General features: G+C 63.0%; 12 protein-coding genes. 6 read left to right on the top strand and 6 right to left on the bottom strand.

Annotated features, from left to right (window positions below):
* Positions 1-8: 8 nt before the first annotated feature.
* Positions 9-536, bottom strand: coding sequence for a tripartite tricarboxylate transporter TctB family protein (locus tag N8A98_RS03490; protein ID WP_262169193.1), 528 nt, complete (start codon positions 534-536; stop codon positions 9-11).
* A gap of 85 nt (positions 537-621) precedes the next feature.
* On the bottom strand, positions 622-1,659 hold the full coding sequence (locus tag N8A98_RS03485) for a Bug family tripartite tricarboxylate transporter substrate binding protein (RefSeq protein ID WP_262169191.1): 1,038 nt from the start codon (positions 1,657-1,659) through the stop codon (positions 622-624).
* A gap of 224 nt (positions 1,660-1,883) precedes the next feature.
* Here N8A98_RS03485 and N8A98_RS03480 point away from each other — a divergent pair, with 224 nt between their 5' ends.
* Entirely contained in the window at positions 1,884-2,624 is a 741-nt protein-coding gene (locus tag N8A98_RS03480) for a sulfite exporter TauE/SafE family protein (RefSeq protein ID WP_262169189.1), read from the top strand.
* Here N8A98_RS03480 and N8A98_RS03475 read toward each other — a convergent pair.
* A complete protein-coding gene (locus tag N8A98_RS03475; RefSeq protein WP_262169188.1) occupies positions 2,621-3,385 on the bottom strand; it encodes an IclR family transcriptional regulator in 765 nt (254 codons plus the stop codon). The genes N8A98_RS03480 and N8A98_RS03475 overlap by 4 nt on opposite strands.
* Before the next feature lie 198 nt (positions 3,386-3,583).
* Here N8A98_RS03475 and N8A98_RS03470 point away from each other — a divergent pair, with 198 nt between their 5' ends.
* The 5 genes from N8A98_RS03470 (at position 3,584) to N8A98_RS03450 (ending at position 8,859) form a co-directional block, all read left to right on the top strand.
* Positions 3,584-5,116: a sugar ABC transporter ATP-binding protein gene (locus N8A98_RS03470; RefSeq protein WP_262169186.1), complete on the top strand. Its 1,533-nt coding sequence runs from the start codon at positions 3,584-3,586 to the stop codon at positions 5,114-5,116.
* Positions 5,113-6,108: an ABC transporter permease gene (locus N8A98_RS03465; RefSeq protein WP_113124162.1), complete on the top strand. Its 996-nt coding sequence runs from the start codon at positions 5,113-5,115 to the stop codon at positions 6,106-6,108. Before N8A98_RS03470 ends, N8A98_RS03465 begins: the two co-directional genes overlap by 4 nt.
* A 96-nt stretch (positions 6,109-6,204) precedes the next feature.
* On the top strand, positions 6,205-7,149 hold the full coding sequence (locus tag N8A98_RS03460) for an ABC transporter substrate-binding protein (protein ID WP_262169184.1): 945 nt from the start codon (positions 6,205-6,207) through the stop codon (positions 7,147-7,149).
* A 56-nt stretch (positions 7,150-7,205) separates the two neighbouring features.
* On the top strand, positions 7,206-7,937 hold the full coding sequence (locus N8A98_RS03455; protein ID WP_262169182.1) for an SDR family oxidoreductase: 732 nt from the start codon (positions 7,206-7,208) through the stop codon (positions 7,935-7,937).
* A gap of 250 nt (positions 7,938-8,187) precedes the next feature.
* On the top strand, positions 8,188-8,859 hold the full coding sequence (locus N8A98_RS03450) for a glutathione S-transferase family protein (protein ID WP_262169180.1): 672 nt from the start codon (positions 8,188-8,190) through the stop codon (positions 8,857-8,859).
* Here the strand turns inward: N8A98_RS03450 and N8A98_RS03445 are convergent, their stop codons facing one another.
* From N8A98_RS03445 to N8A98_RS03435, 3 genes are read right to left on the bottom strand one after another with little or no spacing between them, the layout of a single operon-like run.
* On the bottom strand, positions 8,860-9,621 hold the full coding sequence (locus N8A98_RS03445; protein ID WP_262169178.1) for an ABC transporter ATP-binding protein: 762 nt from the start codon (positions 9,619-9,621) through the stop codon (positions 8,860-8,862). It lies immediately after the preceding gene.
* The gene (locus N8A98_RS03440; protein ID WP_262171866.1) at positions 9,618-10,649 is read right to left on the bottom strand and encodes a FecCD family ABC transporter permease; all 1,032 of its coding nucleotides are present in this window, start codon (positions 10,647-10,649) and stop codon (positions 9,618-9,620) included. Before N8A98_RS03440 ends, N8A98_RS03445 begins: the two co-directional genes overlap by 4 nt.
* 5 nt (positions 10,650-10,654) lie before the next feature.
* Positions 10,655-11,695, bottom strand: coding sequence for an ABC transporter substrate-binding protein (locus N8A98_RS03435; RefSeq protein ID WP_262169175.1), 1,041 nt, complete (start codon positions 11,693-11,695; stop codon positions 10,655-10,657).
* Between the last annotated feature and the right edge of the window lie 100 nt (positions 11,696-11,795).

Below are 11,795 nucleotides of genomic sequence, written 5' to 3'. Positions count from 1 at the left end.
CGGCTCTCCTAAGGCAGACGGACGAGAAAGATGCGTTCGAAGACGAGGTAAATCCCACCGCCACCGACCACCGCTATGGCGAGCGCCCAGCAAAAGCTCTTGACCGGTTCGGCCGGCCCTTCATTGAGCCAGGTCTCAAAGACCATGATGAAGGCAAAGATGAACAGCATGGCCGCCGCCCAGAACGGGACGAGACCGACCAGCACCAGCGTGTGAATGAGTGCCAGGCCCAACACCGCGCCGATGCGCAGCGCCTCGCGGGTTCTGAACAGGCCGAACAGATGCTGCCAGCCCCCCGGCGCCTCGATCCGCCACGATCGCCACAACAGCAGCCCGCTGCAGCAGGTGAGTGCAATGCCCAGAAAGAGCGGCACCAGGCCGGGAATGGTCGAGGGGTGAATGCGACGCGCTTCGAGCCGCGGCATCGTCCAGGACAGGTAGATGACCGCCAGCCCTAGGGCGAGCAAAACCACGGCCATCAAAAGGTCGGCGCGAGCGCGCCCGCCCGCTTCTCTTGCGTCTGAATCGTCCAGCATGCTTGGTCCTTGAGGCGGCGGGCGGATGGCTCCGCCCGCTTGGTCACAGCAATTGGCAGGCCCCGCAGGGAGCGAGGCCCGTTTCTTATGGCGTGCCGACTTCTGTGCGGGTTTCGCAGTCGATGCCGATGGTCGAGGGATCGTTGACCGCCTCGCCACGCTCGACCGACGAGCAGGCTTCAAGGATCACGACTGGCATGGCTTTCTCGCGCGCATCCGCGCCATAGGACGGAGCAAAAACCGCTCCGAAAGTCTCGGCATAGGTCTTGAGCGATTGCGCGTTCAGCACCTGTTCGGCCCAGATCTTGTCGACGGTGGCGACCACTTCCTCGGGCACGCCGCGTGGAATGAAGATGCCGAAATAGTCCGGCGCCAGCTCCATATCGGGCAGCCATTGGGTGATCGGCGGGATCGGATCGACGCCCTCGAGTACCAGCGGTTCGGCCGACAGTACGGCCAGTGCCCGCAGGCGTCCGCCGCGGATCAGTTCGGTCTGTTCCACCGCGAGCTGGGTGGTGACCATGGCTTCGCCGGAGGCGGTGGCGATGGCCGCCGGCCCGCCGCCATCATAGGTGATCATGTTGTAGTCGAAATCCCCGGTGTCGGCGAGCGCTGCAATGGCCGTGCCCCCTGACGAGGTGATGCCGGCCGTTGCCACCGTAACCTCGTTGCCGCGGGTCTTCAGCGCCTCGAGCAATTGCCCGAAATCCTGGAATTCGCTGTTGGCCGGTACGCTGACCACCGGCACGTTGGCGACCGACAGGTAGATGTGCCAGTCGTCGATATTGGTGCCTTCGAGCAGGCCCGTCACCGAATAGGTGGCGTTGTTGGCGATGGCATTGGCCGTCCAGGTATAGCCGTCCTTGGCCGCGTTGAGCACTTCCTGCGTGCCGATGGCGCCCGAGGCGCCGGGCTGGTTGACCACCACCACATCGACGCCGAGCGCTTCGGCGAGAATGGGTGCGGTGACGCGGGTCACCTGATCGGTCGAGCCGCCAGCGCCCCAGGGCACGATCAGATTGATCGGCCGGTCAGGCTTCCATTCCTGGCCCATTGAGCCCGCCGTGCCGCCCAGCAGCACGACCGTGCTGGCAGCCAAAATCCGCCACGATGCAAGATACATCCTTCCCTCCCAATATTGTTTTTCGGACCATATCCTCCGGGGTCCTTGCCGCTAGACTGTGCCGCGATGCAAAAGCTGTCAACAGGCAAGTAACCATTTGGTGCAGAGTAAATGGATGCAGGACTGGCGGGTCTCATGCTCCAGATGGCGAAAAAGTCCGACAAAGAACTGTTCGGTTAATCCGCGCGCCGCTATAGATTGACCGTGGGGGGAGTTGCTTGCCGATGGATATTTCAAGTTACCTGCTGATGGGGCTGGCTCTGGCTGCCGGCGCGATCGTCAAAGGCGCCACCGGCATGGGGCTGCCGCTGATCGCCCTGCCGGTACTGACCACGGTCTTCGGGTTGCAGCATGCGGTGGGGTTGATGGTCATTCCATTGATCGTCACCAATGCCTGGCAGGTCTGGCGTTTTCGCGAGGAAGCGCGCTCCGAGCGGATGGCGTTTTTGCCCTTATTCCTGGTTGCCGGCGTGGCCGGTATCGTGCTGGGAGTCTGGCTATTGGCGACGCTGCCGGAGCGGCTGCTGGTGCTGACGCTGGGCATCATCTTGATCGCCTATGTGGTGCTGCGGCTGTTCAATCCGCACTTCGCCTTGTCGCTGCGGGCGGCCAAAAGATTCGGACCGCTGGCGGGGGCAGGGGGTGGCATTTTGCAAGGCGCCACGGGTATTTCCGCCCCTATTGGGGTGACGTTCATCCATTCGATGAGTCTGGACCGCAATGCCCATGTCTTTGCCGTATCGGCGATGTTCCTGGTTTACTCGCTGACCCAACTGCCTTCGATGTGGATCGCGGGACTGATGCGGGGCGAGTGGCTGTTGCAGGGCGTGCTGGCTTTGGGGCCAATCCTGATCTTCATGCCGCTCGGGCAGGCGATTGCCGGCAAGCTCAGCCGGCGGGCCTTTGACCGGTTGATCCTGACGTTTCTCGGCCTTGTGGGGCTGAAAATGGTGGTCGGGATCTAGGGGCGCTGCGAGAGTTCCCGGCCGGCTTGCTTGAGCAGATTTAGGGCCTGTTCCATGTCCGGCGTGCCTTGCTTGTCGAGGCGCTGCGTATAGGGGCAGGTGAGGGCGGCGATGACGGTACCGAGCGGTCCGAAGATCGGTACGGAGATGTTAAAAACCCCGGAAACCTGGGCGCTTGGCATCATTTCGTGACCTTGCCGGCGAACCTGGTCGAGGCGGTTTTTGAGTTCGGGCGTGAGGCTGGCGGGATTGCCGGGGTCTTGTTCTTCCAGCATCAGCAGGCGTTCTTCGGGCGTCGCGAAGGCCATGAAAACATGGCCTGAGCCGGTGTGGAGCAGGCCGAGGCGGCTGCCGACGCGGACCGAGACATTCCAGTAGCCGGGACTGTCCACCTGGGTGACGACGACCAGGATGTTGCGATCGCGGATGACCAGATGCACGGCCTGTTCGGCCAGTAGCGCGAAGCTGCGCAGGACCGGAGTTGCCTGATTTATCAAGCGGTTAAGCGGTGGGCGGGCATGGGCCAGCTCGAACAGCCGCAGGGTCAGTTCGTAGCGGTCTTCGGGGGTGCGACGCACGTAATTGCGGCGGACCAGGCGGTCGAGCATGCGATAGATTTCGTTGGGCGAACGGGCCAGCGATTTGGCAATTTCGGCTTGGCTGAGCCCGTCGGCGGTGGCCGCCAGCAGTTCGATAATGTCGAGGCCCTTGTCGAGCGCGGGAGCGCGATAGCGATCCTGGTCATCGGCTTCCTGGTCCATTACGGGCTCACTCCTCGGTGACATCGGCAGGCAATCGGTTAGCGGACTGTGCACGTTGACGATCGCACAAACCGCCTTGCGTCCACACTTCATTTATGAATAGATTGTTCGTATATAACGCGAAGTCAATCGCGAAGAGGAGCGCCGACCCGATCATTGCCAGCAAGGCAGTGGCCGTTGGGACGCAAGGGATGGACCATGGATGCACTGATTGAGCTGATCGGCATCGGCAAGTCGTTCCCCGGCGTGCGGGCGCTGCACAATGTCAATTTCGACCTGCAGGCCGGCGAGGTCCATGCCCTGATGGGCGAGAATGGCGCCGGCAAATCGACGCTGATGAAAATCCTCTCGGGCGTCTATCGGCGCGACGCGGGAGACATCCGGCTCGATGGCAAGCCGGTCGAGATCGGCAGCCCGCGCCAGGCCCAGGAAATGGGGATCGGTATCATCCATCAGGAACTGGCGCTGATGCGCGACCTGACGGCGGCGCAGAATATCTTCATCGGCCGCGAACCACGCCAGCTGGGCGGGTGGCTGCTGGATGAAAAGGCGCTCAATCGTGCGACGCAGACGATCTTTGACTCCATGAATCTCAAGCTCGCCCCGACAGTGCCGGTGGGCAGCCTGACGGTGGCCAAGCAGCAGATGGTCGAGATCGCCAAGGCGCTGAGCTATCGGTCGCGCATCCTGATCATGGACGAGCCCACGGCGGCGCTTAACGATGCCGAGATTGCCGAGCTATTCGTCATCATCAACCGGCTCAAGGCCGAGGGCGTGGGCATTGTCTATATCTCGCACAAGATGGACGAGATCAAACGCATCTCCGACCGCGTGACGGTAATGCGCGATGGCGAATATGTCGGCACCGTGCCGGCCGCGACCACCTCGATGGAAACCATCATCTCGATGATGGTGGGCCGGACCCTGAGCAATGACGCGCTGGTCGTGCCCAATACCTCAGCCGCACCAGTGGCACTGGAAGTGCGCAATCTCAATCGCGGTCGCGAAATCCGCGATGTCAGCTTTTCGGTGCGCCAGGGCGAAATCCTCGGGCTGGCCGGGCTGATGGGGGCAGGGCGCACTGAGGTCGCCCGCGCCATTTTTGGCGCCGACCCGCGCGACAGCGGAGAAATCTGGGTCAATGGCCAGCGCGTGGGGATTTCAACGCCCGGCGACGCGGTGCATGCCGGCATTGGTTATCTGTCGGAAGACCGCAAGCATTTTGGCCTCGCGACCGGCATGAATGTGCGCAACAACATTGCGCTGGCGAGCCTGGCCCGGTTTACCCGCCCCGGCGGCCTGCTCGATGATGGCGCCATGCGCAAGGTGGCCGAGCGCTATATCGGCCAGCTTTCGATCAAGACGCCTTCCGATACCCAAGAAGCGCGGCTGCTCTCGGGCGGCAACCAGCAAAAGGTGGTCATTGCCAAATGGCTGCTGCGCGACTGCGATATCCTGATCTTCGACGAACCGACGCGCGGCATCGATGTGGGCGCCAAGTCGGAAATCTATAAACTGCTGATCGCGCTGGCCGCCGAAGGCAAGGCCATCATCGTGATCTCGTCCGAACTGCCCGAAGTGCTGCGCCTGAGCCACCGCATCGCGGTGATGTGCGAGGGACGGCTGACCGGCATGCTGCCGGGCGGCGCATCGCAGGAAGAGATCATGCACCTAGCCACCCAGCGCCAGAGCAGCGTTATTGAGACTACCAACCAACGGAAAACGGCATGACTGATACAGCACTTCCGGCCGGCAAGCGCGGCGTCCGCATCTCCGGCGCCTTCCATCGGCTGCTGGCCTTTTCCGGGTTGATTGCGCTGGTCGTGGTGTTTTCGCTCGCCTCGCCCAATTTCATGCAGACCCAGAACGTGCTGGCCATTCTGCAGGCGACATCGGTCAATGGCGTGCTGGCGATTGCCGCGACGCTGGTGATCATTACCGGCGGCATCGATCTGTCGGTGGGCACGCTGATGACCTTCTGCGCGGTGATTACCGGCGTGGTGCTGACCTATTTTGGCCTGCCACTGCCCGTGGGCATCGTGGCGTCCATCCTGGCCGGCACGGGAGTGGGGCTGGTTTCGGGCACCATCATTGCCAAGCTCAAAGTGCCGCCCTTCATCGCCACGCTGGGCATGATGCTGATCCTCAAGGGACTGTCGCTGGTTATTTCGGGCACCAAGCCGATCTATTTCAACGACACGCCCGGCTTCACCCAGATTGCCCAGGGCTCGTTCGTGGGCGCCATCATTCCGGCCATTCCGGTGCCCAATGGCGTGATGATCCTGTTCCTGGTGGCCGGGCTTGCCGCCTTCGTGCTGACCAAGACGGCTTTGGGCCGCTACACATTCGCGCTCGGCTCCAATGAGGAGGCCGTGCGGCTCTCCGGCGTCAATATCGATCGCTGGAAGATTGCCGTCTATGCCACCGCCGGTGGCATTTGCGGGGTGGCGGGCCTCTTGATCGCCAGCCGGCTCAATTCGGCACAGCCGGCGCTGGGGCAGGGCTATGAGCTGGACGCTATCGCCGCAGTGGTGATCGGCGGCACCTCGCTTTCGGGCGGCCGCGGCACCGTGATCGGCACGCTGATCGGCGCCTTGATCATCTCCGTGCTGGCCAATGGCCTGCGCATTCTTTCAGTCCCCCAGGAATGGCAGACGGTGGTGACCGGCACCATCATCATCCTGGCGGTCTATGCCGACATACTGCGGCGCCGAAATCTGTAGCGCCGATTTCGCTGCGCCTGCCAAACCCGGCGCCAATATCAAGCAGGCGACAAGCCTCACTCAAAACGACGGCTTCAAAACACTCTGGGAGGAAAAATGTTAAACCGCCGCACTCTGATCGGGGCCATCAGCGCCCTTGCTCTCCTGACCGCCAGCGCACCTGCGTTTGCCCAGGACAGTTACGACATCGCCCTGATTTCCAAGGGCTTCCAGCACCAGTTCTGGCAGGCCGTGAAGGCCGGTGCCGACAAGGCTGCCGCCGAATTCGGCGCCACCGTGACCTTTGAAGGCCCGGAAACCGAAAGCCAGGTCGACCGCCAGATGGACATGCTGGCCGCAGCCCTGTCGCGCAAGCCCGACGCCATCGGCTTTGCCGCGCTCGACAGCCAGGCCGCAACGCCGTTGCTGCAACAGGCCAAGGATGCCGGCATTCCCGTCATTGCCTTCGACTCCGGCGTCGATAGCGACATCCCGCTGACCACCGCGACCACCGACAACGTGGCAGCCGCCGCACTGGCCGCCGACAAGATGGCCGAACTGATCGGCGGCGAAGGCAAGGTTGCCGTGGTGGCCCATGACCAGACCAGCCGCACCGGCATCGATCGCGTCGACGGCTTCGTCAATCGCATGAAGGAAGCCTATCCCAAGATCGAAGTGGTCTCGGTGCAATATGGCGGCGGCGACCAGCTGCAATCGACCGAAATCGCCAAGTCGATCCTGCTGGCCAATCCCGACCTCAAGGGCATTTTCGGCGCCAATGAAGGCTCCGCCATCGGCGTGGTCAATGGCAAGACCGAGCTGAACAGCAATATCGTGGTTATCGGCTTCGATTCTGGTGCGGCGCAGAAGGGCTTCATCGAAAGCGGCGCCATGGCCGGCGCCATCACCCAGAACCCGGTCGGCATCGGCTACGAAACCGTCAAGGCGGCTATCTCGGCGCTGAAGGGCGAAACCCTGCCGCCTGTGATCGATACCGGGTTTTATTATTACGACAAGGCGACGATGGCTAATCCAGAGATTGCCGCTGTGTTGTATGACTGATTTTTTGCCGGGCCGGGTGTTCGCATCCGGCCCATTCCTCTTAGCGAGTTTATGAAATGGCCGACCTGACCGGAAAAATCGTGCTCATTACTGCCGCGGCGCAAGGCATTGGCCGCGCTTCGGTGGAGGCTTTCGTCAAGGCGGGGGCCAGGGTAATTGCCACCGATATCAATGCGGAAAAGCTGGGTGAGCTCAATGGCCTGCCGGGCGTGACGACGCGTGTACTCGATGTGTTGTCGGAAGACGCGGTGAAGGCTGCAGTCGCCGAGATCGGCCATATCGATGTGTTGTTCAACTGCGCCGGCGTGGTGCATTCGGGCACTGTGCTCGAGATGAGCGACAAGGATTTGGACTTCGCGCTGGACCTCAATGTGCGGGCGCAAATCCGCACCATCCGTGCCGTGCTGCCGCAAATGCTGGAGCGCCGGGATGGCGCCATCATCAATATGGCCACCGTCGCTTCCTCGGTGAAGGGCGTGCCCAATCGGGCTGCCTATTCGATTTCCAAGGCGGCCGTGGTGGGGCTGACCAAATCGGTCGCGGCCGATTATGTGACCAGCAATATCCGCGTCAACGCCATCTGCCCCGGCACGGTGGAAAGCCCCTCGCTGCACGAGCGCTGGCAGGCCACCGGCGATTTCGAGGGGGCCAAGAAGGCCTTTATCGCGCGCCAACCCATTGGGCGCATCGCGCGGCCCGATGAAGTGGCGGACCTGGCGGTGTACCTGGCCGGGGCGACCTATACGACCGGGCAGGTGCATATCATTGATGGCGGTTGGACGGGCTGAGCGTTACCTCCCCGCAACAATGTCATTCCCGCGAAAGCGGGAACCCCTGTTTGCTGTCTCAGCATTTTAAAACGGAGGTTCCCGCTTTCGCGGGAATGACATTGTGATGAATCGTCGACTTTGCGCGCTCATTCGCATTCATGGGCGTTCTTTGCCTCACGCCCTTCACCTTCGCATCAGCTTTGCTCGCTCTGCTGCCGCTGGCTTGTTATCGTAAAATTACGATGAAACGCCATTTGCAGAGAGTCCCATGACCAAACTGACGCTGATCAGCTTCCCGACCTGCCCCTATGTGCAGCGCGCGGTGATTGCGCTCAAGGAAAAGAAGGTCGATTTCGACGTGGTCTATATCGATCTGGCCAATAAGCCCGATTGGTTCCTGGCCATTTCCCCGCTCGGCAAGGTGCCGGTGCTCAAGGTCGAGCGCGAGGGGCATGAGCCGACCATCGTGTTCGAAAGCGCTGTCATCCTCGAATATCTGGAAGAGACGACGCCGGGCCGGCTGCATCCCGAGGATGCGCTGGAGCGGGCGCAGCATCGCTCATGGATCGAGTTTGGCTCGCAGGTGCTGGGCGATCTGTGGCGGCTGAGCGTGGCCAAGGATCAGGCCGAGCTGGATGCGGCGCAGCAGGCGGTGACCGCCAAATTCGCGCTGCTGGAAAATATCGTGGCCGGTCCGTTCTTTGCCGGCGAGCGGTTCAGCTATGTCGACGCCGTCTTTGCCCCGGCTTTCCGGCAAATCGATGCGCTCGAAACCGTGGCCCCTGCCGGGCTGACGGCGGGCCTGCCCAAGGTTTCGGCCTGGCGGCAGGCGCTGGCGGCGCGGCCCAGCGTGCGCGAGGCGGCGCCGGCCGATTTTGCCGAGCTTTATCTGCAGCGGCTGCGCAATAACGCGGCCCATGTGCTCAAGCTGGCGGCCTGATCAGAACAGGTAGTGGATGTGCCGCTTGCCGCTATGCGGCGAGGTTTCGATGTGACAGCGGATGCCGAAGACCTCACGCAAGAGGTCTTCGGTGAGTACTTCTTCGGGCGAGCCGAGGGCGACGAGCTTGCCTTTGTTCAGCACGGCCAGCCGGTCGCAGAACATGGCGGCGTGGTTGAGATCGTGCAGGGCCACGATGCTGGTGACCGGCAGGCTCGCCACCAGTTTGAGGATCTCGATCTGGTGCTGGATATCGAGGTGATTGGTCGGCTCGTCGAGGATGATCTCCGTGGGCGCCTGCGCCAGGGCGCGGGCGATGTGCACGCGCTGGCGCTCGCCGCCCGATAAAGTCTGCCAGTATTGGCTGCGCCGCTCGGTAAGGCCGACGCGGCCCAAGGCGGTCTCGACAGCCGTATCATCGGCCACGGTCCAGGGCGACAGGGCCGAGCGATGCGGGGTGCGGCCCAGCCGGACCACGTCGAGCACGGTGACATTGGCGTCGGTATTGGCATGCTGTTCGACGAGGGCGACGCGGCGGGCCAGCGTGCGCCTGCCGATCCGGCTGAGATCGGTGCCGTCCAGCGTGACCTGCCCGCCATGGGCGCGGCGCAACCCGGCCAGGAGCCGGAGCAGCGAGGATTTGCCTGAGCCGTTCGGGCCGAGCAGGCCCAGCATTTTGCCGGGTTCCGCGGCCAACGAGACATCGTCGACGATGGTGGTCTTGCCGGCTTTCCAGCTGAGATTTTCCGCCTTGATCGTCATGCTGCGCGCCGTGCCCGATAGAGAATGACCGAAAAGAACGGCACCCCGATCAGCGCCGTGACCACCCCGATGGGGAGAATCTGCTGCGGCAGGATGACCCGCGAGACGATGTCCGCCAAGACCATGAAAATGGCGCCGGCGGCAACACAGGCCGGTAATAGCCGCAAATGCAGCGGCCCGACAATGAAGCGTGCCGCATGGGGGACGACGAGGCCGACAAAGCCGATGGAGCCTACCATGCTGACAATGGTGGCGGTCATCATGGCGGTGATGGCGAACAGGATGACGCGCACCCGGCCCACCGAAATGCCGAGCGATGACGCTGCATCATCGCCGAAGGCGAAGGCGTCCAGCGCGCGGGCGTAATACATGCAGACGCCAAATCCGATCAGTACCACGACCAGCACGAGCTGGAACTCGGGCCAGCGCACGCCGCCGAAACTGCCCAAGAGCCAGAACATCACATCGCGCGCCTGCTGCGCATTGGCCGAAGTGCTGACGATGTAGGAGGTGAGGGCGTTGAACAATTGCGAGGCGGCCACACCGGCCAAGATCGTGCGATCGGCCCCGCCGCGCGCGCCGCTGGCCAGGAGGACCACGAAGAGGAAAGCGGCGAGCGAGCCGGCAAAGGCACCGGCCGAGATGCTGATCGTGCCGGCGCCGAACCCCAGCACGATGATCGCGACCGCGCCGGTGGAGGCGCCGGCCGATACGCCCAGCACATAGGGCTCGGCCAGGGGATTGCGCAGCAGCGATTGCAGGATCGCGCCGCACAGCGCCAAGCCGGCCCCGCAACAGGCCGCGACCAGTGCGCGGCTGAGGCGATAATCCCAGATCACGCTTTCATGGATGCGATCGAGTGGCACGGACGTCCAGCCGAGGCGATTGGTGATGGCGAGGTAAGTGGTGTTGAGCGGGATCGGCAATTCGCCAATGCCCACGCCCGCGCCGATGGCCAGGGCCAGGAGCACGAGGGCGAGCAGAGCGAGCAGGCCCAGAGCGGCCCGCCCACCAAAGTTGCGGCTGATAAAGCTCACTTGATCAGACCAAAGGCCTCAAGCTGATCGGCCAGCTCCTCGGCACCGTAAATGGTGCGGATGGTCGGGTTCATCGCCGCGCCATTCATCACCGCGATATGGCCTTCGCGCACAGCCTCAAGCTGGCTGACCACCGGATCGGTGGTGACGAAGGCGCGCTTGGTCTCGGCATTGTCGAGTTCCCAGCGGTTGCGATCAAGGCTCGCTATGACCAGCACGGTGGGATTGGCGGCCATGATGCCTTCCCAGCTCACCGTCGGCCATTCGGCTTCGGTGGTGATGGCATTGTGGCCGCCCAAAAGGTCCGCGATATAGCCCGAGGCGCCGTTCTTGCCGCCCAGATACGCATCGTCGGACGGCGAGGGGCTGGAGAACCAGAACACGAAGGACGGATCGGTATCGCTGCCGGCCACGCGGGCGCGCAGGGCCGCTTCGCGAGCCTTGAACTGGGCAATCACTGCCTGCCCGCGGTCGGCGACGTCGAAGATCTGGGAAAGCTCGTCGATCTCCTGGTAGAGCAGGTCCATGTTCCACAGCGCTGCGCGGCTGCCATAGGCGTCGCCGGTATCCTGGCGGGTATTGCAGATGCCGGGAGCCAGGTAATTGCCAATGCCCAGATTGTTCAGATCGTCGCGCTTGGCGACCTTGCTGTCGGGGCCGAGCAGGATCGGCAATTGCGCCGCCACGAAATCGGGGCGTTCGGCCAGGATTGCTTCAAGGCTGGGCGATTCCACGGTCAGCAGCTTGACCTTGGCATTGGCCTCGGCCAGTTCGGGCAGCACCTTGGTCGGCCAGAAGGCGGTGCCCACCATGCGGTCTTCCAAGCCCAGCATCAGCATGATCTCGGCGCTGTTCTGCCCCAGGGCCACAGCCCGCTCCGGCGCCTTGTCGAAGGTCACCTCGACCCCGCAATTCTCCAGCGTCAGCGGATAGCTGGTCGGCGCGGCAAAGGCCGGGGCCGAAACCAGCGTGAGCGAGAGCAGAATGCCGGACGCGAGAGAGTTCCGCGCCTGGCCGGCGAACATGGAAGCAAGCATGAAAGATCCTATTGGCAGCAAGCCTGCGCGGGAGGCAGCCGGCTCGCGCGCCATGTATCAAGTCATGCGGGAGAAAAACAAGAGTGTGGCGATCATAATT

It is taken from the genome of Devosia neptuniae (assembly GCF_025452235.1).
Lineage (GTDB): Bacteria > Pseudomonadota > Alphaproteobacteria > Rhizobiales > Devosiaceae > Devosia.
This window is presented reverse-complemented; position numbering and strand designations above follow the sequence as displayed.

Bases quoted from the DNA above. Each gene is read 5' to 3' on its own strand.
- N8A98_RS03450 (WP_262169180.1), top strand. From the start codon at position 8,188: ATGACCAAACTGACGCTGATCAGCTTCCCGACCTGCCCCTATGTGCAG.
- N8A98_RS03445 (WP_262169178.1), bottom strand. From the start codon at position 9,621: ATGACGATCAAGGCGGAAAATCTCAGCTGGAAAGCCGGCAAGACCACC.
- N8A98_RS03460 (WP_262169184.1), top strand. From the start codon at position 6,205: ATGTTAAACCGCCGCACTCTGATCGGGGCCATCAGCGCCCTTGCTCTC.
- N8A98_RS03455 (WP_262169182.1), top strand. From the start codon at position 7,206: ATGGCCGACCTGACCGGAAAAATCGTGCTCATTACTGCCGCGGCGCAA.
- N8A98_RS03480 (WP_262169189.1), top strand. From the start codon at position 1,884: ATGGATATTTCAAGTTACCTGCTGATGGGGCTGGCTCTGGCTGCCGGC.
- N8A98_RS03470 (WP_262169186.1), top strand. From the start codon at position 3,584: ATGGATGCACTGATTGAGCTGATCGGCATCGGCAAGTCGTTCCCCGGC.
- N8A98_RS03435 (WP_262169175.1), bottom strand. From the start codon at position 11,695: ATGCTTGCTTCCATGTTCGCCGGCCAGGCGCGGAACTCTCTCGCGTCC.
- N8A98_RS03475 (WP_262169188.1), bottom strand. From the start codon at position 3,385: ATGGACCAGGAAGCCGATGACCAGGATCGCTATCGCGCTCCCGCGCTC.
- N8A98_RS03465 (WP_113124162.1), top strand. From the start codon at position 5,113: ATGACTGATACAGCACTTCCGGCCGGCAAGCGCGGCGTCCGCATCTCC.
- N8A98_RS03485 (WP_262169191.1), bottom strand. From the start codon at position 1,659: ATGTATCTTGCATCGTGGCGGATTTTGGCTGCCAGCACGGTCGTGCTG.
- N8A98_RS03490 (WP_262169193.1), bottom strand. From the start codon at position 536: ATGCTGGACGATTCAGACGCAAGAGAAGCGGGCGGGCGCGCTCGCGCC.